At 60.8% G+C, this 26887-nt stretch carries 30 protein-coding genes; 22 read left to right on the forward strand and 8 right to left on the reverse strand.

What is annotated here, in order from left to right:
• Nucleotides 1–8: 8 nt before the first annotated feature.
• Nucleotides 9–1169, reverse strand: coding sequence for a cysteine desulfurase family protein (locus tag AB4N98_RS03585; RefSeq protein WP_065876947.1), 1161 nt, complete (start codon nucleotides 1167–1169; stop codon nucleotides 9–11).
• Between the two features lie 233 nt (nucleotides 1170–1402).
• Entirely contained in the window at nucleotides 1403–1672 is a 270-nt protein-coding gene (locus AB4N98_RS03590; protein ID WP_026067463.1) for a hypothetical protein, read from the reverse strand.
• A gap of 398 nt (nucleotides 1673–2070) precedes the next feature.
• Between AB4N98_RS03590 and msuE the strand changes: the two genes are divergently transcribed.
• From msuE to AB4N98_RS03610, 4 genes are all read left to right on the forward strand, one after another.
• Nucleotides 2071–2634 (forward strand): FMN reductase, encoded by a 564-nt coding sequence (gene msuE / locus AB4N98_RS03595; protein WP_068932389.1) that lies wholly within the window; start codon nucleotides 2071–2073, stop codon nucleotides 2632–2634.
• A 9-nt stretch (nucleotides 2635–2643) separates the two neighbouring features.
• Complete coding sequence (ssuD, locus tag AB4N98_RS03600) at nucleotides 2644–3786, forward strand: FMNH2-dependent alkanesulfonate monooxygenase (protein ID WP_017530367.1); 1143 nt, start codon at nucleotides 2644–2646, stop codon at nucleotides 3784–3786.
• 121 nt (nucleotides 3787–3907) lie between these two features.
• Nucleotides 3908–5059, forward strand: a complete 1152-nt coding sequence (locus AB4N98_RS03605) for an acyl-CoA dehydrogenase family protein (protein WP_267864293.1) — start codon at nucleotides 3908–3910, stop codon at nucleotides 5057–5059.
• Between the two features lie 12 nt (nucleotides 5060–5071).
• Complete coding sequence (locus tag AB4N98_RS03610) at nucleotides 5072–6175, forward strand: sigma-54 interaction domain-containing protein (RefSeq protein ID WP_017530365.1); 1104 nt, start codon at nucleotides 5072–5074, stop codon at nucleotides 6173–6175.
• Here the strand turns inward: AB4N98_RS03610 and AB4N98_RS03615 are convergent.
• A complete protein-coding gene (locus AB4N98_RS03615; protein ID WP_017530364.1) occupies nucleotides 6164–6529 on the reverse strand; it encodes an antibiotic biosynthesis monooxygenase in 366 nt (121 codons plus the stop codon). The two genes, AB4N98_RS03610 and AB4N98_RS03615, sit on opposite strands and share 12 nt — an antisense overlap.
• Before the next feature lie 98 nt (nucleotides 6530–6627).
• On the opposite strand from AB4N98_RS03615, the gene soxR reads away from it, so the two are divergent.
• The 10 genes from soxR to AB4N98_RS03665 all read left to right on the forward strand — a co-directional run bounded on the left by soxR (nucleotide 6628) and on the right by AB4N98_RS03665 (nucleotide 13988).
• Nucleotides 6628–7068 (forward strand): redox-sensitive transcriptional activator SoxR, encoded by a 441-nt coding sequence (soxR, locus tag AB4N98_RS03620; RefSeq protein ID WP_017530363.1) that lies wholly within the window; start codon nucleotides 6628–6630, stop codon nucleotides 7066–7068.
• Between the two features lie 89 nt (nucleotides 7069–7157).
• Nucleotides 7158–7616: a VOC family protein gene (locus tag AB4N98_RS03625; RefSeq protein ID WP_017530362.1), complete on the forward strand. Its 459-nt coding sequence runs from the start codon at nucleotides 7158–7160 to the stop codon at nucleotides 7614–7616.
• 257 nt (nucleotides 7617–7873) lie between these two features.
• Nucleotides 7874–9076, forward strand: a complete 1203-nt coding sequence (locus AB4N98_RS03630; protein ID WP_017530361.1) for a PepSY-associated TM helix domain-containing protein — start codon at nucleotides 7874–7876, stop codon at nucleotides 9074–9076.
• Nucleotides 9073–9612: a hypothetical protein gene (locus tag AB4N98_RS03635; protein WP_017530360.1), complete on the forward strand. Its 540-nt coding sequence runs from the start codon at nucleotides 9073–9075 to the stop codon at nucleotides 9610–9612. Before AB4N98_RS03630 ends, AB4N98_RS03635 begins: the two co-directional genes overlap by 4 nt.
• The gene (locus AB4N98_RS03640; RefSeq protein WP_065876944.1) at nucleotides 9609–9938 is read left to right on the forward strand and encodes a hypothetical protein; all 330 of its coding nucleotides are present in this window, start codon (nucleotides 9609–9611) and stop codon (nucleotides 9936–9938) included. The genes AB4N98_RS03635 and AB4N98_RS03640 overlap by 4 nt, the downstream gene beginning before the upstream one ends.
• Entirely contained in the window at nucleotides 9935–10495 is a 561-nt protein-coding gene (locus AB4N98_RS03645; protein ID WP_017530358.1) for a DUF6162 family protein, read from the forward strand. Before AB4N98_RS03640 ends, AB4N98_RS03645 begins: the two co-directional genes overlap by 4 nt.
• 19 nt (nucleotides 10496–10514) lie before the next feature.
• The gene (locus AB4N98_RS03650; RefSeq protein ID WP_017530357.1) at nucleotides 10515–11435 is read left to right on the forward strand and encodes a metal ABC transporter substrate-binding protein; all 921 of its coding nucleotides are present in this window, start codon (nucleotides 10515–10517) and stop codon (nucleotides 11433–11435) included.
• Nucleotides 11432–12178, forward strand: a complete 747-nt coding sequence (locus AB4N98_RS03655; protein ID WP_017530356.1) for a metal ABC transporter ATP-binding protein — start codon at nucleotides 11432–11434, stop codon at nucleotides 12176–12178. Before AB4N98_RS03650 ends, AB4N98_RS03655 begins: the two co-directional genes overlap by 4 nt.
• Nucleotides 12175–13074, forward strand: coding sequence for a metal ABC transporter permease (locus tag AB4N98_RS03660; protein WP_460149259.1), 900 nt, complete (start codon nucleotides 12175–12177; stop codon nucleotides 13072–13074). Before AB4N98_RS03655 ends, AB4N98_RS03660 begins: the two co-directional genes overlap by 4 nt.
• Complete coding sequence (locus AB4N98_RS03665) at nucleotides 13074–13988, forward strand: metal ABC transporter solute-binding protein, Zn/Mn family (RefSeq protein ID WP_217856056.1); 915 nt, start codon at nucleotides 13074–13076, stop codon at nucleotides 13986–13988. The genes AB4N98_RS03660 and AB4N98_RS03665 overlap by 1 nt, the downstream gene beginning before the upstream one ends.
• On the opposite strand, the gene AB4N98_RS03670 is transcribed toward AB4N98_RS03665, so the two are convergent.
• The gene (locus AB4N98_RS03670; RefSeq protein ID WP_017530353.1) at nucleotides 13969–14694 is read right to left on the reverse strand and encodes a UTRA domain-containing protein; all 726 of its coding nucleotides are present in this window, start codon (nucleotides 14692–14694) and stop codon (nucleotides 13969–13971) included. The two genes, AB4N98_RS03665 and AB4N98_RS03670, sit on opposite strands and share 20 nt — an antisense overlap.
• Before the next feature lie 351 nt (nucleotides 14695–15045).
• Between AB4N98_RS03670 and AB4N98_RS03675 the strand changes: the two genes are divergently transcribed.
• The 6 genes from AB4N98_RS03675 to AB4N98_RS03700 all read left to right on the forward strand — a co-directional run bounded on the left by AB4N98_RS03675 (nucleotide 15046) and on the right by AB4N98_RS03700 (nucleotide 20356).
• Nucleotides 15046–16122 (forward strand): ABC transporter substrate-binding protein, encoded by a 1077-nt coding sequence (locus tag AB4N98_RS03675; protein WP_017530352.1) that lies wholly within the window; start codon nucleotides 15046–15048, stop codon nucleotides 16120–16122.
• Between the two features lie 129 nt (nucleotides 16123–16251).
• Nucleotides 16252–17058, forward strand: a complete 807-nt coding sequence (locus tag AB4N98_RS03680) for an alkaline phosphatase family protein (protein ID WP_068932395.1) — start codon at nucleotides 16252–16254, stop codon at nucleotides 17056–17058.
• A 5-nt stretch (nucleotides 17059–17063) separates the two neighbouring features.
• Complete coding sequence (locus AB4N98_RS03685) at nucleotides 17064–17900, forward strand: ABC transporter permease (protein WP_017530350.1); 837 nt, start codon at nucleotides 17064–17066, stop codon at nucleotides 17898–17900.
• Complete coding sequence (locus AB4N98_RS03690; protein WP_017530349.1) at nucleotides 17887–18687, forward strand: ABC transporter permease; 801 nt, start codon at nucleotides 17887–17889, stop codon at nucleotides 18685–18687. Before AB4N98_RS03685 ends, AB4N98_RS03690 begins: the two co-directional genes overlap by 14 nt.
• Nucleotides 18684–19673 (forward strand): ABC transporter ATP-binding protein, encoded by a 990-nt coding sequence (locus AB4N98_RS03695; protein WP_017530348.1) that lies wholly within the window; start codon nucleotides 18684–18686, stop codon nucleotides 19671–19673. Before AB4N98_RS03690 ends, AB4N98_RS03695 begins: the two co-directional genes overlap by 4 nt.
• Nucleotides 19674–19702: 29 nt before the next feature.
• A complete protein-coding gene (locus AB4N98_RS03700; RefSeq protein ID WP_065876941.1) occupies nucleotides 19703–20356 on the forward strand; it encodes an HAD family hydrolase in 654 nt (217 codons plus the stop codon).
• Between the two features lie 142 nt (nucleotides 20357–20498).
• On the opposite strand, the gene AB4N98_RS03705 is transcribed toward AB4N98_RS03700, so the two are convergent.
• Nucleotides 20499–21461 (reverse strand): zinc-binding dehydrogenase, encoded by a 963-nt coding sequence (locus AB4N98_RS03705; protein WP_065876940.1) that lies wholly within the window; start codon nucleotides 21459–21461, stop codon nucleotides 20499–20501.
• 138 nt (nucleotides 21462–21599) lie between these two features.
• On the opposite strand from AB4N98_RS03705, the gene AB4N98_RS03710 reads away from it, so the two are divergent.
• Nucleotides 21600–23681, forward strand: coding sequence for a carboxy terminal-processing peptidase (locus tag AB4N98_RS03710; RefSeq protein WP_223271462.1), 2082 nt, complete (start codon nucleotides 21600–21602; stop codon nucleotides 23679–23681).
• A 117-nt stretch (nucleotides 23682–23798) separates the two neighbouring features.
• Nucleotides 23799–25568, forward strand: coding sequence for a bifunctional diguanylate cyclase/phosphodiesterase (locus AB4N98_RS03715; protein ID WP_017530345.1), 1770 nt, complete (start codon nucleotides 23799–23801; stop codon nucleotides 25566–25568).
• Here AB4N98_RS03715 and AB4N98_RS03720 read toward each other — a convergent pair.
• From AB4N98_RS03720 to AB4N98_RS03730, 3 genes are all read right to left on the reverse strand, one after another.
• Complete coding sequence (locus tag AB4N98_RS03720; protein WP_017530344.1) at nucleotides 25565–25936, reverse strand: hypothetical protein; 372 nt, start codon at nucleotides 25934–25936, stop codon at nucleotides 25565–25567. The two genes, AB4N98_RS03715 and AB4N98_RS03720, sit on opposite strands and share 4 nt — an antisense overlap.
• Nucleotides 25933–26271: a helix-turn-helix domain-containing protein gene (locus AB4N98_RS03725; protein ID WP_017530343.1), complete on the reverse strand. Its 339-nt coding sequence runs from the start codon at nucleotides 26269–26271 to the stop codon at nucleotides 25933–25935. Before AB4N98_RS03725 ends, AB4N98_RS03720 begins: the two co-directional genes overlap by 4 nt.
• A gap of 96 nt (nucleotides 26272–26367) precedes the next feature.
• The gene (locus AB4N98_RS03730) at nucleotides 26368–26823 is read right to left on the reverse strand and encodes a YkvA family protein (protein ID WP_068932397.1); all 456 of its coding nucleotides are present in this window, start codon (nucleotides 26821–26823) and stop codon (nucleotides 26368–26370) included.
• Nucleotides 26824–26887: the final 64 nt, after the last annotated feature.

Consider the following 26887-nt stretch of genomic DNA (forward strand, 5'->3'; position numbering starts at 1 on the left):
TGTAGAAATCAGACGGCCCAGAACGCCGGTGCACTGGCGAGCGCGGCCTTGATCAGTTGCACGGCCTGATCGATGTCCTGCTCGGTGGTAAACCGGCCCAGGCTCAAGCGAATGGTCCGGCCAGCGCTGCGCGCGTCGTGGCCCAGGGCAAGCAGCACGTGGGATGGCGCATTGCTCGCGGAGTTGCACGCCGATGTCGCGGAAAACGCCATACCCACGCTCAATGCCGCAGAATTGAATTCACCTTCGCTGAAGGTCAGGCTCAGGGTATGGGGGATACGCTGCGTGGCGCTGCCATTAAGGCGCACACCGGCAACCGACGCCAACTGATCCAACAGGCGCTGACGCAACCCGACAATCAGTGCTTTCTCCTCGGCAAACGACTGCGCCGCCAATGCAAACGCCTTGCCCATACCGGCAATCTGATGGGTCGCCAAAGTGCCGGAGCGCAGACCGCCCTCGTGACCACCGCCATGAATCTGCGCCAACACTTTCTGCTGCGCCCGCGCCCCGACATACAACGCACCGATCCCCTTGGGGCCATACAGCTTGTGCGCCGAAAACGACATCAAATCCACTGGCCATTGCGCCAGGTCGATAGCCACTTTGCCCGCCCCTTGCGCCGCATCCACATGCAACAGTGCGCCGTGCTCACGTACGCGCGCGCCAATGGCGGGGATGTCGTTCAGGGTGCCCAGTTCGTTATTCACCAGCATCAAGGAGACCAGGAAAGTGTCGTCACGCAACGCTTCACTGACGGCTTCGGCACTGATCAGCCCATCGGCGTCCGGCACCAGGTAGGTCACGGCCACGCCGCTCTCCTGCAACTGTCGCGCGGTGTCCAGGGTGGCCTTGTGTTCAATCTGGCTGGTGATGATGTGCCCGCCCGCAACGCCGCGCGCCTGGGCGACACCCTTGATAGCGAGGTTGTTGGATTCAGTCGCGCCAGAAGTCCACACAATCTGTTCAGGCTGGGCGCCCACCAACTCGGCCACCTGCAGCCGTGCCAGTTCAACCGTTTGCCGGGCCGCCTGGCCAAACGCATGGGAACTGGACGCGGGGTTACCAAAATTGGCGTTGAAGCCCAGGCACTCGACCATTACCTGGATGACCCGCTCATCCACCGGGGTGGTGGCGGCATAGTCGAAATACAACGGACGTTTATTCATGACGTAAAGACTCGCAGAGCAGGTTCCCGAGAGCAGCGTCTCAGGGGCATCGACCAGAAACAGAGGTCGTCAGGTTTACCCGATCGAATGCCGTTAAAGAAGGACCACTTTATGTAAATGTGCGTAGGAACGCTCCTGAAATTCAGCTTAACAGGCTGAAGTAACGCCAGGGCAAACAAAAAGCCCGAGGTTCCTTAGGGGAAACCTCGGGCTTTTTGCCGCTGAGCACCGGCTCAACTGGGACGACCATGCAATGTCACGCTACGTTCGGCGTTCATTTCACCCTGGCGATCAAAACCAAAGGGCTTCTGTGGCTGGCCAGTCAGTGCAGCGCGCTGCTGTTGATATTCATCAAACGATAAGCCGCGACGGCTCAGTGCTTCGAGAGCCAGTTGCCTGGTTTCTTCAGCCGTGTAAGGACGCAACTCGGGCGAAGGATGGGTCGCACACCCGGCGAGGACAGCGGTGACAAACAATAAGGAAACGGCGAGAAATCGGTTCATGGCGTTGGCCTGCAAAGGAGGTTTCGAGTCAATGAACACAGGCTACTCGCGGCCCGTCCCGGTGAAAAATCACCTCACGTGATAGTCGCTATCAACCGCCAAGGCACCTTCAATAGTCCGCCGCATTTATATCTTTATGATCTATAAATATGTAAATACATTAATTTACGGAATAACAATAAGCCTCTATAAATAGCTTCACAGCACAGCGGCACTGTTCGCCGAGCAACTGTTGCCCAGGCAACAGCCCTTCAACAAATCAGCAGGCAGACAACAGCAGCATTTTTCAGCAGTGAGCCCGCAGCCCCCGCCAATCAAGGCCTGCACTCGTTGGTACAGCTCTTGCTCAACACCTCGCACCTCACCTGCTTTGAACCACTGTTGAAAAGGAACTGTTCATGACGCGTCCCCTGAATGTCGTTGCCCTCTCCGGCGGAACCTGGCGTCCGTCCCGCACCCTGGTACTGACCCAGGCCGTGCTGGTCGAACTGGCCAATCTGTTGCCGATCCAGACCACGCTGATCGAGCTGGGCGACATTGCCCGACCATTGGGCGGTGCGCTGTCCCGAGACGAACTGCCCGCCGACGTCGAAGCGCAACTGCTGGCCATCGAACAGGCCGACCTGCTGATCGTCGCCGCGCCGGTCTATCGCGGGTCCTACCCCGGCCTGCTCAAGCACTTGTTCGACCTGATCGGTCTCAACGCACTGATCAACACACCGGTATTGCTCGCAGCCACAGGCGGCAGCGAACGCCACGCCCTGGTTCTCGATCACCAGCTAAGGCCGTTGTTCAGTTTCTTCCAGGCGCTGACCTTGCCGATCGGCGTGTACGCCACCGAGGCCGACTTCACCGACTACCAAATAACCAGCGAGCCCCTGAAGGGCCGGATACGCCTTGCGGCAGAACGCGCAGCGCCATTATTTGCAGCGCACTCATCCTCTCTGCTGAAAATCGCTTAAGGATTGGTCATGGATGTTTTCTGGTTTTTACCGACACATGGCGACGGCCATTACTTGGGCACCACCCAAGGTGCACGGCCCGTTACCCTCAATTACCTGAAACAAGTCGCCCAGGCGGCTGACAGCCTGGGTTATCACGGCGTGTTGATTCCTACCGGACGCTCGTGCGAAGACTCCTGGGTCATCGCCTCGGCGCTGGTACCACTGACAGAACGCCTGCGCTACCTGGTGGCGATTCGTCCAGGCATCATCTCGCCCACGGTTTCCGCGCGCATGGCCGCCACTCTGGATCGCCTGTCCAACGGCCGCTTGCTGATCAATGTCGTCACCGGCGGTGACCCCGACGAGAACCGTGGCGACGGCAGCTTCCTCGACCATAGCGAACGCTACGAAGTCTCCGACGAGTTCCTGAAGATCTGGCGCCGCGTTTTGCAGGGCGAATCGGTGGATTTCGAAGGCAAACACCTGCGCGTACAGAACGCCAAGGCGCTTTACCCTCCGGTGCAAAAACCTTACCCACCGCTGTACTTCGGCGGTTCGTCCGACGCCGCCCATGACCTCGCCGCCGAACAGGTGGACGTCTACCTGACCTGGGGCGAGCCCCCCGCCGCCGTCGCGGAAAAACTCGCGGATGTGCGTGAACGCGCCGCTCGTCACGGGCGTACGGTGAAGTTCGGCATTCGCCTGCATGTAATCGTGCGCGAAACCGAAGAGGACGCATGGAAAGCCGCCGAAAAACTGATAGAGCACATCAGCGACGAAACCATCGCCGCCGCGCAAAAATCCTTCTCGCGTTTTGATTCCGAAGGCCAGCGCCGCATGGCGGCCCTGCATGATGGGCGCCGCGACAACCTGGAAATCGCCCCCAACCTGTGGGCCGGGGTCGGGTTGGTGCGCGGCGGCGCGGGCACCGCGCTGGTGGGCAGCCCGCAACAAGTGGCCGCGCGCATCAAGGAATACGCCGACCTGGGCATCGAGAGCTTCATCTTCTCCGGCTACCCGCATCTGGAAGAGGCCTACCGCTTTGCCGAGCTGGTGTTCCCGCTGCTGCCGGAACCTTACGCCAGCCTCGCCGGGCGTGGCATCACCAACCTCACTGGCCCGTTCGGCGAAATGATTGCCAACGATGTGTTGCCGACGACCAAGGCCTGAGTTCAGTGAGATCGGCTCTAAGTGGGGCGAACAAGCCCGCTCCACATTCAGCCTCATTGCCACATAGACATTTGAGGAACACCGCGTGACAGCCAAACCTCACAGCGTCCTGCCATCCCCGATGCAGACCGCCAAACTGCTGGCCGCCGAGTTCGCCCTCAGCGCCGTCGAACGCGACGAGCGCGGTGGCACCCCCAAGGCCGAACGCGATGCCCTGCGCCACAGCGGCCTGCTGGCCCTGAGCATTCCCACCCAATATGGCGGCCTCGGCGCGCGCTGGAGCGAAACCCTGGGCATCGTGCGCGAATTAGCCAAGGTCGACAGTTCCATCGCCCATGTCTTCGGCTTCCACCACCTGATGCTCGCCACCGTGCGCCTGTTTTCGCGCCCCGACCAATGGCAACCCTGGTTCGAACAAACCGCACGCAAAAACTGGTTCTGGGGCAACGCCCTCAACCCCTTGGATACGCGCACCGTGGTCAAAGACTTCGGTGGCTGGCGCGAATTCTCGGGCAAGAAGAGTTTCTGCTCCGGCGCCAGCGACTCGGAAATGCTGATCGCCTCGGCGGTCGACGAAAACGCCGGCGGCAAGCTGCTCATCGCCGCCATCCCCAGCGGGCGCAGCGGCATCACCTTACACAATGACTGGAACAATATCGGCCAGCGCCAGACCGACAGCGGCAGCGCCAGCTTTGAGCGGGTACGCGTCGAAGAGTCGGAGTTACTGCTCGACCCAGGCCCACTGAGCACACCCTTCGCCTGCTTGCGTCCGTTGATCGCCCAACTGACGTTCACACATATGTTTCTCGGCATTGCCGAAGGTGCTTTTGACGAAGCACGCAATTACACCCTCACCGAAACCCGGGCCTGGCACAAATCATCAGCCGAAGACGTGCGCCAGGACCCTTACGTGCTGCAACACTACGGCGAGTTCTGGGTCGCATTGGAAGGCGTGCGCCTTTTGGTGGAACGTGCCGCCGGGTTGCTGGACCAAGCGTGGGCCAAAGGCCCAACTCTAAGCGAACACGAACGCGGCCAACTGGCGATTGCCATCGCTACCGCCAAGGTCGCCGCCACACGCCAGGGCCTGGACCTGTGCAGCCGCCTGTTTGAAGTCACCGGCGCGCGCTCCACCCATGCCTCCCTGCGCCTGGACCGTCACTGGCGCAACCTGCGGACACAAACCCTGCACGACCCGGTGGACTACAAACTCCACGAACTCGGGGACTGGGCGTTAAACCAGGCCCTGCCGACTCCAACGTTCTACTCATAAGAAGAGGTGCCCATGCAGCTTTTAACCTTACCGCCCTCGCCCGCCCTCGCGACGTCGATCCGCGCCACCGCCCAGGTTTTCGAAGACCCGAAATCCCAGGCGCTGCTCGACCATATCCAGCAAGTGGCGCCCAGCGAAGCCAGCGTGCTGATCATCGGCGAAACCGGCACCGGTAAAGAGCTGGTGGCGCGCCACATTCATAACCTCAGCGCGCGGCGTAACCGGCCGTTCGTGGCAGTGAACTGCGGCGCGTTCTCTGAATCACTGGTGGAAGCCGAACTGTTCGGCCATGAAAAAGGCGCCTTCACCGGCGCCCTCAGCGCCAAGGCCGGCTGGTTCGAAGAGGCCGACGGCGGCACCCTGTTCCTGGACGAAATCGGTGATTTACCGATGGCGATCCAGGTCAAATTGTTGCGCGTATTACAGGAACGCGAAGTGGTGCGCCTGGGTTCGCGCAAGAGCATTCCTATTGATGTGCGCGTACTGGCCGCGACCAACGTGCAACTGGAAAAAGCCATCAATGCCGGGCACTTTCGCGAGGACCTCTATTACCGTCTCGATGTCGTCAGCCTGGAACTCAGCCCGTTGCGCGACCGCCCCGGCGATATCCTGCCGCTGACCCGGCACTTTATCGAAGCCTACAGCCAGCGCCTGGGCTATGGCCCGATCACCATCAGCCGCGAGGCCGAGCACAAGCTCAAAAGCTACAGTTGGCCGGGCAATATCCGCGAGCTGGAGAACGTGATTCACCACACCTTGCTGATCTGCCGCAACGGCGTGATCGAACGCGACGACTTGCGCCTGTCGAACATGCGCATCGAGCGCCAGGATGACGGCCAGCACACTGCCGACAATAGCGCCGAGGCCTTATTGGAGCGCGCCTTCAAAAAACTCTTCGAAGAACAGGCCGGCGCGCTGCATGAAAAGGTCGAGGACGCGCTGCTGCGCGCGGCCTATCGCTTCAGTCATTACAACCAGGTGCACACCGCCAACCTGCTGGGCCTGAGCCGTAATGTCACGCGTACGCGCCTGATCAAAATTGGCGAACTGGCGGTGAACAAACGCCGCCCCGGGGAAAATATCCAGGGTGAGCGGATGCTGCACCTATCCATATAGGCGGCAGTGCAAGGCGTTGTCATGACTGCGCTCAAAGCTGCGCAGCACCTGGAACGAACCAAAGGTCACGGCCGTGGCCTGATGGGCGCGTATCAGCGTCCAGAAATCTTCGTCGCCCTGCTCAAAACGCTTGAACGCCGCCTCACCGTCCGCGCGGGACTGCCATTGCAAATAGTTGAGCACCCGCCGCCCGTCGTCGCTGACCTGCACACTCGCACTCAAGAATCCGACATGGCCCTGGGCCAGGCGCTCGCTCTGGGTGGATAAGGCCGCCACCAACGCGCCTTGTTGCTGGGGTTCGATATGAAACTCGATCAGTTGAGTGAAACTGCAATTCCTCTCCAATACCTGCATGAAAACTCCCCTCTTGCTGTAGGCAGAATCTTGCGATTCGATGCCACGCAGGGTAAAACCTCCAGTTAAGTCAAGGTCAAGCGTTTAATCGGAGCTTTATGGTCGCCAAGGAACTCACCGTTGGCCAATTGGCTGCACGCAGCGGCGTAGCGGTCACGGCCCTGCACTTTTACGAAACCAAGGGGCTGATCACCAGTCGGCGCAACGCCGGTAATCAACGGCGCTATCCGCGGGATGTATTGCGCCGCGTCGTGGTGATCAAGATCGCGCAGCGCTTGGGCATTCCGCTCGCCACCATCGGCGAAGCGCTGCAGGCGCTGCCCGATGGCCGCACGCCCACCGCCAAAGACTGGGAGCGTCTGTCGGCGCAGTGGCGCGAAGACTTGGATGAGCGCATCAACAAGCTGTTGCTGCTACGCGACAAGCTCAACGGCTGCATCGGTTGCGGGTGTTTGTCGCTGGAGGCCTGCCCGCTGCGCAACCAGGACGATCAACTGGGTGAACGTGGGCCGGGAGCGCAATTGCTCGAGCCCAGCTAAGTCTTCTTGTCGGGAGCCACGGAGCCCTTGATTGGCGTGGCCTATAGTGAAAAAGCCACCCCTTCGCAAAGCCAATCAAGGAGAACGCTATGAACGTTAAACCTATCCCCGAGGGCTATCACGGCATCACGCCCTACCTGGGCATCGACAAAGCCTCCGATGCCATCGAGTTTTACAAAAAGGCCTTTGACGCCACCCAAGTCATGCGCCTGGACATGCCCGACGGCAAGGTCGGCCACGCCGAGCTGCGCATTGGCGGCTCGCCGATCATGCTGGGTTCGCCTTGCGATGAAATGGCCCTGCGCAATCCGGCAGAACACACCAGTGTCGGCTTGCATCTGTATGTGGAAGACGTCGACGCGCAGTTCAAAAAAGCTGTCGCTGCCGGTGCCACGGTGGTGTCCGAACCCAAGGACCAGTTCTATGGCGACCGCTCCGCGAGTGTAACGGATCCTTACGGCCATCTCTGGTTCCTGGCCACCCATAAGGAAGACCTTACCGAGCAGCAGATTCACGAGCGTGCCAAAAAGATGTTCCAGCAGAGCTGACCACCCACATGGGAGCTTGCTGCGGCGAGGGCCCCGCCCTTTCTGCGCAGCAGGCTCCCTTTCTAGAGGGCCGCCATCTTCGCGAAAGCCCCCCATCTCCTTGATCCCAGCCGCTGAAACATTTTATTTCATTTAAGGCTTAGGGATTTCTCATTCTCATCCGTCTTAACTTAGATACAGCCTGTCGCGTAAGCAAAAGCTACGACTGGCCTTTTCCGGGCCTCCATCGCCCCCCTCCGATCAAGACCCTCATTCACATGTCGAAGAAGTCACGCTCAAAACTCTGGTTTCTGGTACATAGCTGGCTGGCGTTGCCCATCTGGTTCTTTGTACTGATCGTCTGCGTCACCGGGACCCTGGCGGTGGTCAGCCAGGAAATCGTCTGGCTGGCCAACCCGGACATCCGCGCAAGCAAGCCTTCGGATGATGCCGAACCGCTGAGCTACGACCAGGTCATCCGCGCCATCAAGCGCGCCGAGCCTGAAGTGATCGTGCAGTCTCTCAGCCGTCCGGACGAGTCGCACTTTGCCCTGAGTGTCGACCTCAGCTACCCCGACGGTCGCTCGGTAGAGGTCTACGTCAACCCGTACACCGGGGCGATCCAGGGCATCAGCCCCTCGTTCGATTTCCGGCAGTTCACCCGCGCGCTCCACGGCTGGTGGCTGGTACCGTTCACCAATGGCTACAGTTGGGGCTGGTACCTGGTGTCACTGCTCGGCTTGCCGATGCTGGCGTCGCTGGTTACCGGGCTGGTGGTGTACAAGCGCTTCTGGAAAGGGTTTCTCAAGCCGACCCTGCGCATCCGGCACGGGGCGCGGATCTTCTGGGGGGATTTTCACCGCCTCAGTGGTATCTGGTCCATTTGGTTTATCGCGGTGATCTCCATCACCGGTACCTGGTTTTTGATCCAGGCGATGTTGGGCGATAACCAGATATCAATCTCCAGCGAACCCATTGTCCCCGTGATCGCGCGGGAGAACGTACCTGGTTCGGCGCCCGGCGTGCCGGCCCCCATGATTCCCCTGGATGACGCCATCAAGATCGCGACCCAGCGCATCCCAGGCCTGGAAGCGAGTTTCGTCAGCCTTCCCCTCAACGCCTACAGCCACCTGCAGATCGGCGGGCGGGGCTGGTACCCGCTGATGTACCAGACCGCCCAACTCAACCCCTATAACGGCGAAATCGCTGTCTCGCACCTGCTGTCCGACCGCACCGCGCTCGAGTTCGTCACCGAATCCATGCGCCCGCTGCACACCGGCGACTTCGGCGGGCTGTGGGTCAAGCTCATCTGGGCATTCTTCGGCCTCGTGCTGAGCATGATGGTCTTGAGCGGCCTGCTGATCTGGACCAAGCGCACGGCCCTGGCCACGCTCAACGCCCTCAAGCGCGAAACCAAGCAACAGCGCAAGCCCCTGTCCATTCCAGCGATGCAGGCTGAAACGTCGGAGGCCAAGCCATGAGCAAGGTCGCCGTCGCTAAACCGTCCTCACCGCTGCGCACCTTTTGGCTCAAGTGGCGCTTCCACATCAATATATTGCTGCTGCTGGTCCCTTTGGGCTTCATGCCCAAGTACTTCGCCGATGCCGCACTGTTTCGCGGCGACACCGGCATTGGCGAGCGCGTGGCCGGTGACGTGCAGGTCGGTCCCTGGAGCCTGACCCTCGCCGAGTTCCGCAATGAAGGCCCGCGCCCGGACCCTGCCGGTCCCATGAAGGCCTTCAACGCCGCCTTGTGCGGCACCTGCGCCGATCAGGTCAAGGCCACGTACCTGCGCATCGGCAAACCGCGCAGCCTGCGCGCCGCCGGCGTGATCTTCTTCGGCACGCCGTACCGCATGGGTGCCGCCTTGCCGATACCGGAACGCACCCCCGCCGACGCCGAACTGTGGGTCACCATGGAAGGCTGGGACGGCAGCATGCACCAGGGTTCCATCCCGCTGAGCCAGGCCTCGCCTGCCACCATCGCCTGGCTGAACAAGCAAGGAGTTAAACCATGACATTCAAGCGCCTGACACGTGCCGGTGCCGCGCTATTGCTGTGTGCCGGTTTGAGCAACACCGCCCTGGCCCACAACCCGATGTGCGAGTGCAAGGAAATCCCCGGCGAACAGATCCAGTGCAAAGGCGGCTTCTCCGATGGCAGCGGCGCACCGGGGGTGACCCTGGATGTGATCGGCTACGACGAAACGATCCTGGTGCCCGGCAAGCTCGGCGAGGATTCCACCCTGACATTCAAGAAACCGTCGGCCGAATTCTATGTGCTGTTTGATGCCGGCCCCGGCCACGTCGTGGAAATCGACCAAGCGGATATCCAGCCACAATGAGTACCACACAGGTTGTACGACCCGCCGGGGCCGGCCACGAAACCCTCTACGTCCTGCTGCTGTGCCTGATCATCCTCGCGGTGGCCGGCACCGTGGTGGCGATGCACGGTGAGCCCCGGGAAGTCGCCGCGCTACCCAGCCACCAGTTGGACGCACGCCGTGACCTGAACGCCGCTGAACAAGGAATCTACGCAGACCTGCGGGTAACCCTGGACGAAATCCATCTGCTGCAAGAAGAGCAAAGCGCGCTGCCGACGCCTGAACAACTGGCCGAAGAAGGCTTCGCGCCCTTCGCTCAGGATGCCAGTTCGGTCAGCCGTGGCGACCATCGCTGGCGGTTGCTGGCGCCTTCGGCGTATGTGGGCTTGAGCCAGGCGCCGAGCACCAGCGGTTCACTGCTGATGCGCGTGCAGGGCACCGAGCCGGATATCTGGCTCAACCGCCGCCAGGACCTCCCCGCCCCTTCCGACCTCACTGACCAGGCGCTGATCGCGGCGGGCTGGCAGCAAGTGGTCGCGCAATTCGATGCCGGCGTTACCCGCCAGCACCGTCACTGAACGAGAAGACCGATTGCCCATGTCTATTTCATCTCCCTTGTTGCGTCTGTTGCTGGTCAGCCTGTTCAGCCTGATGCTTGCTCCCCTGGCTAATGCCGAGGCCGCCAAACGCCTGCGTATCGGCATCACCCTGCACCCTTACTACAGCTATGTGACCAATATCGTTGGCGACAAGGCCGACGTGGTGCCGCTGATTCCGGCCGGTTTCAACCCCCATGCCTACGAGCCGCGCGCCGAAGACATCAAGCGCATCGGCACCCTGGACGTGATCGTGCTCAACGGCGTTGGCCATGACGACTTCGCCGACCGCATGATCGCCACCAGCGAGCGCCCGGACATCCCGGTGATCGAAGCCAACGCCAACGTGCCACTGCTGGCCGCTACCGGTAATGCCGCGCGCGGTGCGGGCAAGGTGGTCAACCCGCACACCTTCCTGTCGATCAGTGCATCGATTGCCCAGGTCAACAACATTGCCCGCGAGTTGGGCAAACTCGACCCGGACAACGCCAAGACCTACACCCAGAACGCGCGCGCCTACGGCAAGCGCCTGCGCCAGATGCGCGCCGATGCCCTGGCCAAGCTCACCAGCGCGCCCAACCCGGACCTGCGCGTGGCCACCGTACATGCGGCCTACGACTACCTGCTGCGTGAGTTCGGCCTGGAAGTCACAGCTGTGGTCGAACCGGCGCACGGTATCGAGCCGAGCCCCAGCCAGTTGAAAAAGACGATCGACGAACTGCGCGCCCTGGACGTAAAGGTGATCTTTTCGGAGATGGATTTCCCGTCCACTTACGTCGACACCATCCAGCGCGAATCCGGGGTCAAGCTGTACCCGCTGTCGCATATTTCCTACGGCGAATACAGCGCTGAAAAGTACGAAGTGGAGATGACCGGCAACCTCAACACGGTGGTCCGCGCGATTCAGGAGTCGGGCGCATGACGGCGGCTGAGCAACTCAAGATGGCCTGCGTCGGCCCGACCGTTGAGTTCGACAAGGTATCCCTGACGCTGGGCCGCACCGTAATTCTCGATAGTGTGTGTTTCCAGGTGCAGCCGGGCAGCATCCACGCCCTGGTCGGCCCCAACGGCGGCGGTAAAAGCTCGCTGATCAAGACCCTGTTGGGGCAAACGCCGCACCAGGGGCGTTTGAGCCTGGAATGGCCGACCACGCCCGGCACCATCGGTTATGTGCCCCAGGCACTGGAATTTGACCGTGGCTTGCCGATGACCGTGGACGACTTCATGGCTGCCATGTGCCAGCGGCGTCCGGCGTTTCTGGGTTTGTCCAAACATTACGCCGCCGCGATTGGCGAAGCCCTGGAACGGGTCGGCATGCAGGACAAACGCAAGCGGCGCATGGGCGCGTTGTCCGGCGGCGAGCGACAGCGTGTATTACTGGCCCAAGGCCTTATCCCCGCACCGCACTTGCTGGTACTGGATGAACCGATGTCGGCCCTCGATGAGGCGGGCATCCAGGTCTTCGAGCGGCTGCTCAATGACTGGCGCCTGGCCGGGATCACCGTACTGTGGATCGAACACGACCTGGAAGCCGTCGGCCGCCTGGCTGACCGTGTCACCGGCCTCAACCGCCGCGTGCTGTTCGACGCCACCCCCAAACAGGCACTGACCCCGGAGCGCCTGCTGAGCCTGTTTTCCACCCACCCTCGGAGCCCGGCGCAATGAGTTATGAAGCATTTCGCCTGATAGTCCAGGGCTGGGCTTCCTCCGGCTACCTGCCGGAGGCGCTGGCCTACGGCTTTGTGGTCAACGCCCTGCTCGCCGGCCTGCTGATCGGCCCGGTGTTGGGCGGCCTGGGCACGTTGGTGGTAGTCAAGCGCTTTGCGTTCTTCTCCGAAGCGGTCGGCCATGCCGCACTGACCGGCGTGGCCGTGGGCATTCTGCTCGGCGAGCCCTATACCGGCCCCTACGGCAGCCTGTTCGGCTACTGCCTGCTGTTCGGCATCCTGCTCAACTACCTGCGCAACCGCACCGGCCTGGCGCCGGACACCTTGATCGGCGTGTTCCTGTCGGTTTCCCTGGCGTTGGGCGCGAGCCTACTGCTGATCCTGGCGGGCAAGATCAACGTGCATATCCTGGAAAACGTGTTGTTCGGCTCAGTGTTGACCGTCAACGGCAATGACCTGCTGGTGCTGGCCATTGTCGGTTCACTGGTGATGGCCCTGGCGCTGCCGCTGTACAACCGCATCATGCTGGCCAGCTTCAACCCGCAGCTGGCGGCGGTGCGCGGCGTGGCGGTGAAGACACTCGATTACCTGTTCGTGATCCTGGTGACACTGATCACCGTGGCTGCGGTCAAGGTCATCGGCGCGATCCTGGTGGGCGCCCTGCTGGTGATTCCCGCGGCGGCGGCGCGGCTGTTGAGCCAGTCGCTCAAAGGCTTCTTCTGGGTCTCGGTGGTGATCGCCACCGTCAGCACCCTATGCGGGATCCTGTTACCGATCATCTTCGACCTGCCCATCCCCTCCGGCGCGGCGATCATTCTGATGGCCGGTATCGCTTTCGCCCTCGCCGCCATTGCGCGCGGTACCGTGCCCAGCCTTAAAGGGAACCTTGGATAATGCGCTCTGTTCTTCAGCCTCTGGCCCTCGCCATCGCCTGTTTAGCCACTACGCCATTGATGGCCGCCCTGCCCGCCAAACCGGCTGCGCACGCCGCTAAACCCGTCAAAGTGCTGGCCTCGCTGCCAATCACCTATGGCCTGGCCGAGGTACTGCTCAAGGGCACCGACGTGCAACTGGAGCGCGCGGCACCGGCCAACCTGCCTGGCTCACGCCAGGTGTCGTACTTCACCGGGCGTGGCGCGCCGGCATTGAACGCGCTGGCCCAGGATGCCGACGCCGCCATCGGCCTGCGCTCGCTGTGGGCGGATGACCCGCTGTACCCGGTGGCTCGGCGCAGCAACATCCGCATCGTCGAAGTCGACGCCGCGCGCCCGGTGGATGGCGGCTTGCCTGGGATCGCGGTGCAGCCCGGCGTTGCCGACGGTTTGAACAGCCAGCCCTGGCAATCGAGCAACAACCTGGGGCGCATGGCCGACGTCATGGCTGCCGACCTGAGCCGCCTGGCACCGGGTGCCAAGGCGAAAATCGACGCCAACCTGGCCGTACTCAAGCAACGCCTGCTCAAGCTCACCGCCGACAGCGAAGCGCGACTGGCCAAGGCGGACAACCTGAGCGTGGTCAGCTTGAGCGATCACTTCGCATACCTGCTCAGCAGCCTGAACCTGGAGCTGGTCAGCACCGACGCACGGCCGGATGCCGATTGGACGCCTCAAGCGCTGCAAAAACTCAGCGCCGAGCTGAAGGCCAACGACGTCGCGGTCGTGCTGCATCATCGCCAGCCCAGTGAGGCAGTGAAAACCGCCATCACCGAAGGCGGCTCGACATTGTTGGTACTGAATGTCGACGGCGCCGATCCGGTATCAGAGCTGGAAACCAATGTGGATCAGGTGATCAAGGCGCTGACCCCATGACATCCACGCCCACATGGATCGCATCATGCCGCCAGAACTCCAGGTCGCAATCGATCAACCGCTGATGCTGGTCGTAATTGACCCGGGCGATACGCAAGCCCGGGCTGCCCACCGACACGCGTAATGCGGCGGCGGCTTCCACCGGCAGTGAAGTCGGAACAATCTCGAAACGCACCCGCCCGTAATGCAAGTTGTACTTGCGGGCGTACAACTCGGTCATCGACTGATTAAGGTCGCACTCAAGAATCCCCGGAAAATACTGCGGGTTCAGATAGTGCTCCACGTACAACACCAAACGCCCGTCTATCCGCCGGCCCCGGCAGATCTGGATCACACTGGACAGCGCCGGCAGTTGCAACCACGCACACACCGCCGCCGACGCAGGTTGCAACCGCGCAGAAATCACTTCGGTCGAGGCCACGCGCCCCTGGTCATTGACCATGGCGTGAAAGTGGCTGCGCTGCATCAGGTTGTAGGCCAGCCGGGGCGGCGAAACGAACCAGCCACGGCGCTCCTCGCGATAAATCTGGCCTTGGGCCTCCAGTTGTAACAAGGCTTCACGCACGGTGATTCGAGTGGTACCAAACAACTCGCTGAGCTTGCGCTCGGCGGGCAATTTGCTTGCAGGCGGCAACAGGCCGTGGTCGATCTGCTCTTGCAGCGCCAGGCCGATGGAGGTTACCGCCTTGATTGCCTCATCGCGCATCAACGTTACCTATCTGGACTAGACCAGCACCGTTCAGGTGCATAAAACGCTCCGCAATCGGGCTCTTGTGGCTGCGTGCAAGCGTAGGCATTACAGATGACCGACAGATGACAGCCCACCGCAAGTACATGTCGCACGTCTTGCAATACATCGGCCAAGTCCAGCGCCTGCGGGCGCTTGAGCATGGTCTACGCTGAACCTGCGTCGAGCGACACCCGCACGATAAAAACGACATCGACATGAAACTGTCATCCATCGAGCCTAAATTGGCTCAGGTATTGCTGACCTAGACCAACACCACCGCAAACGTTCATAAAAACGCCGCGTTGAAAACGCCCAAAGGAGCTTCGGATGAAACAGCTTTTCCTGGCATCACTGTTAGGCTCGACCATTGCCATGTGCACCGCCGCCATGGCTGCTGATACCGATCTAAAAACCTTGGAAGCCGCCGCGAAAGCGGAAGGCGCCGTCAACAGCGTCGGCATGCCCGATGACTGGGCCAATTGGAAAGGCACCTGGGAAGACCTGGCCAAGAACTACGGCCTCAAGCATATGGATACCGACATGAGCTCGGCCCAGGAAATCGCCAAGTTCAAAGCCGAGAAAGACAACGCCAGCGCTGATATCGGCGACGTCGGCGCAGCCTTCGGCCCGATTGCGGTAAAGCAGGAAGTCACCCAGCCGTACAAGCCTTCCACTTGGGCTTCGGTACCGGATTGGGCAAAAGACAAAGACGGCCACTGGGCCCTGGCCTACACCGGCACCATCGCGTTTATCGTCAACAAGAAACTGCTGCATGGTTCCGACGTACCAACCAGTTGGGCGGACCTGCAAACCGGCAAGTACAAAGTATCCGTGGGTGACGTAAGCACCGCGGCCCAGGCGTCCAACGCTGTACTGGCTGCCGCCATTGCCAACAAAGGCGACGAGAAAAACATCGCCCCCGGCCTGCAGTTTTTTACCAAGATCGCTCAGCAAGGTCGCCTCGGCCTGTCCAACCCCACCATCGCCACCATGGAAAAAGGCGAAGTCGAAGTGGGCATTGTCTGGGACTTCAACGGCCTGAGCTACAAAGCCAAGATGGCCAACCCGGATGACTACGTGGTGTTGATCCCGTCTGACGGCTCGGTGAAATCCGGCTACACCACCATCATCAACAAACACGCCAAGCACCCGAACGCGGCCAAGCTGACCCGCGAGTACATCTTCAGCGATGCCGGCCAGCTCAACCTGGCCAAGGGCAATGCGCGTCCGATACGTGCCGAAACCGACCTGAAACTGCCGGCCGAAATCGCCAAGAACCTGATCCCGGGCGAGCAGTACACCAAGGCCAACCCGCAGCCGATCAAGGATGCCGATGCCTGGGAAGCGACGTCCAAAAAACTGCCTCAATTGTGGAACGAGCAGGTCATCGTAGAGATGAAGTAAGGGATCCATCCCACATTGGAACGCCAGTGGCGGTCCAATGTGGGAGGGGCAAGCCCCCTCCCACATTTTTGCCCCCCCGTTCCTCCAGAGGCATTGAGCCAAGTCAATCGTTGCGGAGCGTCGCCGCCCATGAAACACCCAGTCATCCTTGTCGTGCTCGACGGCCTTAACTTCGAGGTTGCCAGGCATACCATGGGGCACTTGCAGGCCTATGTCGGCGCAGGACGCGCAGCCCTCTACACACTGGAATGTGAATTGCCCTCGCTGTCGCGCCCGCTATACGAATGCATCCTGACCGGCGTGCCACCGATCCAGAGCGGCATCGTGCATAACAACGTCTCGCGCCTGTCCAACCAGCGCAGTATTTTCCATTACGCCACCGACGCGGGTCTTACCACGGCGGCAGCGGCTTACCATTGGGTCAGCGAGTTGTACAACCGCACGCCCTTTCTCGCCGCCCGTGATCGTCATACCGACGACAAGGCGCTGGCGATCCAGCACGGACATTTCTACTGGAATGACCACTACCCGGATTCCCACCTGTTCGCCGACGCCGAAAGCCTGCGGCTCAAGCACGCGCCGGACTTGCTGGTGGTGCACCCGATGAACATCGACGACGCCGGCCACAAGCACGGCCTCGACACCGCGCAATACCGCAACAGTGCCCGCTCGGCCGACATCATCCTGGCCGATTACCTGCAAGGCTGGCTCGACGTCGGCTACCAAGTGCTGGTGACCGCAGACCACGGCATGAACAACGACCGCTCCCACAACGGCCTGTTGCCGGAGGAGCGCGAAGTGCCGCTGTTTGTGCTCGGCGATGCTTTCAGCCTGGATACCAAGGCCGCACCCAAACAGACCGATCTGTGCGGCACCATCTGCCAACTATTGGGCGTGCCCCACGACAAAGCTGTGTGCCGGGAGCTATTGAAGTGAATGCCATGACTCGCGGCAAATGGCTGGCGCTGCTCTGCCTGGTGCCTTTCGCGCTGTTCTTTATCGTGTTCGAAATCGCACCGCTGGTATGGGTGCTGATCAACAGCCTGCAAACCGAAGAGGCCGGCTGGAGCCTGGAAAACTTCACGCGCATCTTCAGCTCGAAGTTCTACCTGCAAGCGATCCAGTTCAGCCTGGAGATCAGCTTTTACTCCAGCATCTTCGGCATCATCATCGCCACCCTCGGCAGTTATTCGTTGCGCCGTGTGGATTCGCCGCTGCGCAACTTCGTCACCGCCTTCGCCAACATGACCAGCAATTTCGCCGGCGTACCCCTGGCCTTCGCGTTCATCATTTTGCTGGGATTCAACGGCAGCATCACCATCATGCTCAAACAGGCGGGGATCATTCAGGATTTCAACCTGTACTCCAAGACGGGCCTGATCATTCTCTACACCTACTTCCAGATCCCCCTCGGCGTACTGCTGCTGTATCCGGCGTTCGATGCATTGCGCGAAGACTGGCGTGAGTCGGCGTCCCTGCTCGGCGCCAATGGCTGGCAGTTCTGGCGGCATATCGGCTTACCGGTGCTGACGCCCGCGCTGCTGGGTACTTTCGTGATTCTGCTGGCCAACGCCCTGGGCGCCTACGCCACCGTGTATGCATTGACCACCGGCAACTTCAACGTGCTGCCGATTCGTATTGCGGGGCTGGTTTCCGGCGATGTATCGCTGGACCCGAACATGGCCAGCGCGCTGGCCGTGGTGCTGGTGGCGCTGATGACGGTGGTCACGGTGGTTCATCAACTGCTGCTCAAGAGGAGCTACCATGTCTCGCGCTGAAGCCGGCCCGGCCTCCCTCTACCACCGGGTGGTGGTGACGCTGTTGTTTGTGATCCTGGTGTTGCCGCTGGTAGGCACCTTTGTCTACTCCATCGCCAGCAGTTGGTCGGCGACCATTCTACCGGCGGGCTTTACCCTGAAATGGTATGTGCAACTGTGGAGCGACCCGCGCTTCTTGATGGCCTTCGGTCAGTCATTGTTGGTGTGCGTGGGCGCGCTGATCCTGTCGGTGGTGCTGATTCTGCCGCTGTTGTTCGTGGTGCATTACCACTTCCCCAAGCTCGACGCGCTGATGAACATTCTGATCCTGCTGCCCTTCGCGGTGCCGCCGGTGGTGTCGTCGGTGGGCCTGCTGCAACTCTACGGTTCAGGCCCCTTGGCGATGGTGGGCACGCCGTGGATCCTGATCGGTTGCTACTTCACCGTGGCGCTGCCGTTCATGTACCGGGCGATCACCAACAACCTGCAAGCGATCAACCTGCGCGACCTGATGGACGCCTCGCAACTGCTGGGCGCGAGCACCTGGCAAGCGGCGATCTTCGTCGTGCTGCCCAACCTGCGCAAAGGCCTGATGGTGGCGCTGCTGCTGTCGTTCTCGTTCCTGTTCGGTGAGTTCGTGTTCGCCAACATTTTGGTGGGTACCCGCTACGAGACCCTGCAGGTGTACCTCAACAATATGCGCAACAGCAGCGGCCACTTCACCAGTGCCGTGGTCATTTCCTATTTCTTCTTTGTGCTGGTGCTGACCTGGGCCGCCAATACCTTGAACAAGGACAAAAGCCAATGAGCTTCGTCAGCGTCCAACATTTGCAAAAGAGCTACGCCGGTACGCCGGTGTTCAGCGATATCAACTGCGAGATCGCCAAGGGCGAGTTCGTCACCCTGCTCGGCCCGTCCGGTTGCGGCAAATCGACCCTGCTGCGCTGCATCGCCGGGCTGACCTCGGTGGATAGCGGCAGCATCCTGCTGGACGGCCAGGACATCGTGCCGCTGAGCCCGCAAAAACGACATATCGGCATGGTGTTCCAGAGCTACGCGCTGTTCCCCAACATGACCGTGGAACAAAACGTCGCCTTCGGCCTGCGCATGCAAAAGGTCAACGCCGACGACAGCCACCAACGCGTACAGCAAGTGCTGCAACTGGTGGAACTCAAGGATCTGGCCGGGCGCTATCCGCACCAGATGTCCGGCGGCCAGTGCCAGCGCGTGGCCCTGGCCCGCTCCCTGGTAACCCGCCCTCGCCTGTTGCTGCTGGATGAACCGCTGTCGGCGCTTGACGCGCGCATTCGCAAGCACCTGCGCGAACAGATCCGCCAGATTCAGCGCGAACTGGGCTTGACCACGATTTTCGTGACCCATGACCAGGAAGAAGCCCTGACCATGTCCGACCGCATCTTCCTGATGAACCAGGGCAAGATCGTACAGAGCGGCGATGCCGAAACACTCTACACCGCGCCGGTCGATGTGTTCGCCGCCGGGTTCATCGGCAACTACAACCTGCTCGATGCCGACAAGGCCAGCCGGTTGCTGCAACGCCCAATCAGTGGGCGCATCGCGATTCGCCCCGAAGCTATCGAGTTGAGCCGCAGCGGCGAGCTGGATGCGCTGGTGCGCAGTCATAGCCTTTTGGGCAATGTGATCCGCTACCGCATCGAAGCGCGTGGCGTGGAGCTGGTGGTGGACGTGCTCAACCGCTCGGCCGATGACCTGCACCCGGACGGCCAGCGCCTGGCACTTTCCATCGACCCCAGTGCGCTGTGTGAAGTAGCCTGATGCAACGATTGATTGAGAGAGCGTAAAGGATGGCATTGGTAATTTTTGATCTGGACGACACCCTGATCCACGGCGACTGCGCCACCCTGTGGAGCGAGCAGATGGGCCGCCTGGGCTGGGTCGACCCTGAGTCGTTCATGCGCAGGAACAACGAACTGATGGACGCCTACAGCCGGGGCGAGTTGGCGATGGAAGACTTCATGGATTTCAGCCTGGAGCCAATGATCGGCCGTACGCCGGAGGAAATCGAACACCTGGTGGAGCCATGGGTCGAGGACATCATCGAACCGCTGATCTACAGCGACGCGACCAAAACCATCGCCCGCCATCGCGCCAACGGTGACCGTATTCTGGTGATCTCCGCCTCGGGCACGCACCTGGTGAAACCGATTGCGGCGCGCATCGGCATCGATGAGGTGCTGGGGATTGAACTGGAGATCAGCCATGGCGTGTACAGCGGCCGTACGGTGGGTGTACTGACCTACCGCGAAGGCAAGATCACGCGTTTGCTGGACTGGCTGGAACAGGAAGGTGAGACGTTGGAGGGTGCGTATTTCTACTCGGATTCGCGCAATGATCTGCCGTTGTTATTGAAGGTCGATTACCCGCACGTAGTGAACCCAGACCCGGTGTTGCGCGAACATGCCGAGAAGGCCGATTGGCCAATCTATCACTGGACCTGATTCAACAGAGATCCAAATGTGGGAGGGGCGGTGCGACGATTCGACTTGCCCCCGATGGCGGTGGATCAGTGAAAAATGTTTCATCTGACACACCGCCATCGGGGGCAAGCCCCTCCCACATTGACCCTATTCCAATCCGGAATCAGGTGAAGCTTTCGTCAATCACCAACACCAACTTCCCGGCAACCCGGTTGGTCGCCAGTTCGGCAAACGCCGCCTCGGCATCCTTGATCGCAAAGGTCCTGGCCAGTTGCGGGCTCAGGCGCCCTTCGGCGAACAACGGCCACACGTGCTGGCTCAGGTCACTGAACAGGTCGGCCTTGAACTGGTCATCGCGGCTGCGCAGGGTCGAGCCCAGCAACTGAATGCGCTTGCCCAGCACCTGCGCCAGGTCCAACTGCGCCTCACGGCCCCCCATCAAACCAATCAACACCCAACGCCCATCCAGGGCCAGCAGCTTGAGGTCCAGCGCCGCATAGTCGCCGCCCACCGGGTCGAGAATCACATCGAACGGCCCGAAGTCGCGCAGCCCTTCGATCCCGTCGGTGCGCACCACGCCGCCCTGGGCGCCCAGCTTCTCACAGTACGCCAGACGTTCCGCCGACCCCACACTGACCCAGCATGGGCTGCCAAACGCCTTGCACAGCTGGATCGCCGCCGAGCCCACGCCGCTGGCGCCAGCATGCAGCAGCGCCTTCTCCCCGGGCTTGAGCCCCGCCAATTGGAACAAATTCAGCCACGCGGTGCTGTACACCTCAGGCAATCCCGCCGCTTCGATCAGCGACAAGCCTTCCGGTACCGGCAACACATGCCGTGCATCCACCACCACTTCTTCGGCCATACCGCCACCGGCGAGCAGCGCACACACGCGATCGCCCACTTGCCAGGACGAGCCCGCCCCCACTTCGCTGATCACTCCGGAACACTCCAGGCCCAACACTTGGCTGGCGCCGGGTGGCGGCGGATAGAACCCCGCACGTTGCAATAAATCGGCGCGATTAAGGCCGGCCGCCGCTACACGAATGCGAACTTGGCCTACATCACATGTAGGACTTGGTTCGTCCAACCACTCCACATGACCTTCAACGCCTTGCAATGCTTTCACAGTGCCTCCATAGTGAGTCTGGACTGAGCCCGTAGCAGTAGCGCCGGGCTTTTTGCATTATGCGACCGGCCCCTATGGAACCGGCAACTTCAAAGACGGCCTAATATGCGTTATCAATTGCCCCCGCGTCGAATCAGCATGAAGCATCTGTTCCCCAGCACCGCCCTCGCTTTTTTCATTGGTCTCGGCTTCGCGTCGATGTCGACCAATACGTTCGCAGCCAACAGCTGGGACAACCTTCAGCCGGATCGCGATGAGGTGATTGCCAGCCTCAACGTCGTCGAGTTGCTCAAGCGTCATCACTACAGCAAGCCGCCACTGGATGACGCTCGCTCGGTGATCATCTACGACAGCTACCTCAAGTTGCTGGACCCGTCGCGCAGCTACTTCCTGGCCAGCGATATCGCTGAGTTCGACAAGTGGAAAACCCAGTTCGACGACTTCCTCAAGAGCGGCGACCTGCAGCCCGGCTTTACCATCTACAAGCGTTACCTGGACCGTGTCAAAGCGCGTCTGGACTTCGCCCTGGCTGAGCTGAACAAAGGCGTCGACAAGCTCGACTTCACCCAGAAGGAATCCCTTCTGGTGGACCGCAAGGACGCCCCTTGGCTCACCAGCACCGCCGCACTCGACGACTTATGGCGCAAACGCGTCAAGGACGAAGTGCTGCGCCTGAAGATCGCCGGCAAAGAGCCCAAGGCCATCCAGGAGTTGTTGACCAAGCGCTACAAGAATCAGCTCGCGCGTCTGGACCAGACCCGCGCCGAAGATATCTTCCAGGCCTACATCAACACCTTTGCGATGTCCTACGACCCGCACACTAATTATCTGTCGCCAGATAACGCGGAAAATTTCGATATCAACATGAGCCTGTCGCTGGAAGGTATTGGTGCCGTCCTGCAAAGCGACAATGACCAGGTGAAAATCGTGCGTCTGGTGCCGGCAGGTCCAGCCGACAAGACCAAGCAGGTCGCCCCTGCCGACAAGATCATCGGCGTGGCCCAGGCCGACAAAGAGATGGTCGATGTGGTCGGCTGGCGCCTCGACGAAGTGGTCAAGCTGATCCGTGGGCCAAAAGGCAGCGTGGTGCGTCTGGAGGTTATCCCGCACACCAACGCGCCGAACGACCAGACGAGCAAGATCGTATCCATCACCCGTGAAGCGGTGAAGCTCGAAGACCAGGCCGTGCAGAAGAAAGTCCTCAACCTCAAGCAGGATGGCAAGGACTACAAGCTGGGCGTCATTGAGATTCCGGCGTTCTACCTGGACTTCAAGGCCTTCCGTGCCGGCGATCCGGACTACAAGTCCACCACCCGTGACGTTAAGAAAATCCTCACAGAGTTGCAGAAGGAAAAAGTCGACGGCGTGGTCATCGACCTGCGTAACAACGGCGGCGGTTCCCTGCAGGAAGCCACCGAGCTGACCAGCCTGTTTATCGACAAGGGCCCGACCGTGTTGGTACGCAATGCAGACGGCCGTGTCGACGTGCTCGAAGACGAGAACCCGGGAGCCTTCTACAAAGGGCCGATGGCGTTGCTGGTCAACCGTCTCTCGGCCTCGGCGTCGGAGATTTTCGCCGGTGCCATGCAGGACTATCACCGCGCAATGATCATCGGCGGCCAGACCTTCGGCAAAGGTACCGTGCAGACCATCCAGCCGCTCAACCATGGCGAGCTCAAGCTGACACTGGCCAAGTTCTACCGGGTTTCCGGGCAGAGCACCCAGCATCAGGGCGTACTGCCGGACATCGATTTCCCGTCGATTATCGACACCAAGGAAATCGGCGAAAGCGCCCTGCCGGAAGCCATGCCTTGGGACACCATCCGTCCTGCGATCAAGCCTGCTTCGGACCCGTTCAAGCCGTTCCTGGCGCAGTTGAAGGCTGACCACGACACCCGCTCCGCCAAGGATGCCGAGTTTGTGTTCATCCGCGACAAGCTGGCCCTGGCCAAGAAGCTGATGGAAGAAAAAACCGTCAGCCTCAACGAAGTGGACCGTCGTAAGCAGCACACCGACATCGAGAATCAGCAGCTTGTGCTGGAGAACATCCGCCGCAAGGCCAAGGGTGAAGACCCACTCAAGGAACTGAAGAAAGAAGACGAAGACGCGCTGCCAACCGAGGCGGATAAAACCAAGCCGGAAGACGACGCTTACCTGGCCGAGACAGGCCGGATCCTGCTGGATTACCTGAAGATCAGTAAACAGGTGGCCAAGCAGTAAATGATGGCAATTTAATGTGACCGCTCTGCGGAGTGTCATCAAATAGACATCATTCTGTCGTGAAATGAAGGACCCCAGGCGCAACGCCTGGGGTCCTTTTTTTCGATCGAGATCGCCATGACCATGAACGAACAGCTGAATGCACTGGGCTCTATCCTGGCTCAAGGCAGTTTGCACAGCCTGTTCCAACCGATCATCTGCCTGTCCGAACGGCGCGTTCTTGGCTACGAAGCCCTCAGCCGTGGCCCCTCCAACAGCCCGCTGCACTCCCCTGTCGCCTTGTTCTCGGTGGCCAGCCAGGCCGGGCGTCTCAGTGAACTGGAAATGGCCTGTCGCCTGAGTGCATGCCGACGTTTCAGCGAACAAAAGTTACCAGGCAAGCTGTTCCTGAATATCTCCCCGCAATCCCTGATGGAAACGGCGCACCAACCGGGGCGCACCCTGCAACTGCTGCGCGACTTCGGCATCCCGCCGAGTCAGGTAGTGATCGAACTCACCGAGCAAACCCCCACCGACGATTTCGACCTGCTGCAAACCGCCCTGCATCATTACCGCAACATGGGCTTTTCGATTGCCCTGGATGACCTGGGCGCTGGCTATTCGAGCCTGCGGTTATGGTCGGAGTTGCGCCCGGATTACGTGAAAATCGACCGACACTTTATCGATGGCATTCATCAGGATGCACTCAAGCGCGAGTTTGTCGGTTCGATCTTGCAAATCGCCAAGGCGTCCCGTGCCCAGGTGATTGCCGAGGGCATCGAGTTAGCTGAAGAACTGGCGGTGTTGACGGAAATGGGCGTGGACCTGGTCCAGGGTTACCTGCTCTGTCGTCCGCAGGAACAGCCGCCGCAGGAAGCGCGCCTGATGCTGCCCAAGCCAGACCAAAATATCGCAACCCTCAGCGAGGAAGGCAGCGACCTCAGCGCTCTGCTCAATGAACAACCGGCGGTGGACCAGGACACCGCCACGGCGCAAGTGCTGGAAGCGTTCCGCCGCCAGGCCAACCTCAACTCGCTGGCGGTGCTGGATGGGCGCGGCCACCCGGTGGGCATCGTCCATCGGCATTCGCTGTCCGACGCACTGCTCAAGCCGTTCGCCACCGACCTGTTTGCGCGCAAGCCCATCAGCCGTTTAATGAGCACCGACTTTTTGGCGGTAGAACTGAGCCAGTCGCTGCAACAGGTCAGCCGCCTGCTCACCAGCCGCGCGCGGCAACGCATCGAAGAAGACTTCATCATCACGCTCAATGGCGACTACTTGGGTCTGGGGCGGGTGATCGATGTACTCAAGCTGATCACCGAGTTGAAGATCCAGCAGGCACGCTATGCCAACCCGCTGACTCTGCTGCCCGGCAATGTACCGATCCAGCAATGCCTCACACGGCTGTTGCAACAGCAACGGGAGTCGGTGATCTGCTACGTGGATATCGACAGCTTCAAGCCGTTCAACGACATCTATGGCTACGGGCGAGGGGATGAGGTGTTGCTGTGCCTGGCCCAATGCCTGAATGACCGGGTGGACCCCAGCCGCGATTTCGTCGGGCACATCGGCGGCGATGACTTTTTGCTGGTGCTGGGGCCGCAGGACTGGCGCAAGCGACTCAATCAACTGCTGGACGACTTCCACACCCAATGCCGGCGCTTCTATCGCGCCGAGCACCTCGACGCCGGCTGTTTTGTCGCGTTGAACCGTCAAGGCGTGCGCCAGGAGTTTGCATTGCTGTCGCTGTCGATTGGGGTGGTGCATTTGTATCCACAGGCCTGTGGACAACTCGATGCCAGCCAGTTGGCAGAGCTGGCGTCGCAGGCCAAGCATCACGCCAAGGATGTGGCCGGTTACAGCATCCATGTGATCGACAGCATGGACACGCTGCCCCAAGCCCTTTAAGCCTCGGCAGACTCCGGGTATTGGTACTCAAACACCCGCACCACTTCCGAAGCGTGCCAGGAGGCGGCGGCGACGCCATCGGACGGCCCACTGAAGCGCCCCAGGCGCTCCACGCATTCGAAGAACCCGGTGCGCGGCAGGCGGCTGGCGCCCTGGCTGATCACCAGAGAGCTGCGCAACGGCTGCTCGGCCTTGGCGTCCAGCGCCGCCAAGTGTTCCAGGGCCGCGGCCAGGGTTTGCATCGCCGGCGTCGGAAATTGCAGGCGTTCAAGCAGCGCGCGGTACGTCAGCAGATGCCGCTGGCGGCGCGCCTGATCCAGTTCATTGAGTAAACCATCCCAATGTTGACGGCTGATACGTAGGCTCAAGATTCATCCCTCCAACCTGCAACGCCCAATTCCCAGGCCAGGCTGCGGCGGATCGCTGCATCCGGCTGACGTTCACCACTTTCGATCAATCCGAGATACGAAGGGCTGATGCCCACGGTGCGAGCCAGGGTTTCGATAGCCAGGCCCTTGGCTTCACGCAATTGGCGCAGGTCCGCCAGCGGGCGCAGGTCCCGGTCGGGTGCGGCGTGTACAGGAGGAGAAGGAGTGTGCGTCGGTTGTTGCTGACCGGCAGCTTTTAGCAGCGCCTGGTACTGATCCCATGGCAGCACCGCGTATTCGGGCTCGCCATTGCGTGAAATTATCTGAATATCCATGACTGCCCCGTAGGATAACAACACTTACCAAGTAAGCCCTTTCCTTAGGAGTGTAATCCTAACAGCCACAAAGGTCGCAGGGGGATAGCCGAGTCGTCAGTTTTTTTGCGAGTTTTCCTTGGCCAGCAAGGCTGGCGTGGCAGGCAGCCGCTCTACAACAGCAAGCTTTTCCGGGCGCAGGGCGTCGCGCCAGGCACGAAAAGCACTGAGTTCGCCCTCCAGAGTTTTCATGATCCAGGCCAGTACAGCAATGTCATCGAGCATGCCGAACATGGGGATGAAGTCCGGGATCGCATCAATCGGGCTCAGGAAGTACATCAGCCCCGCCACCACCGAGATCAGCGCCTTGGGGCTGATCGCCCGGTACTCGCCCCGCCAGTATGCCAGGCAGAGGGACTGCAGCAATTTGAAATCATCCTTGAGCTTGCCCAGGCGATTGCCCTGGTTCGAACTCTTGGCGGCCACGGCGAACAACAGGGTCGGCAAGCGCCCACGGCCCAGCAAGCGTGCGGCCATGGGCAGGAAACGGGTGAAATTGAAGGGTGGTTTCATCTGTCACTCCAGTTCCATCAAACAGAAAGGTTATCCACACAAATTGTGGATAACCTTGTGAACA

The organism is Pseudomonas sp. S3_E10 (assembly GCF_054667615.1).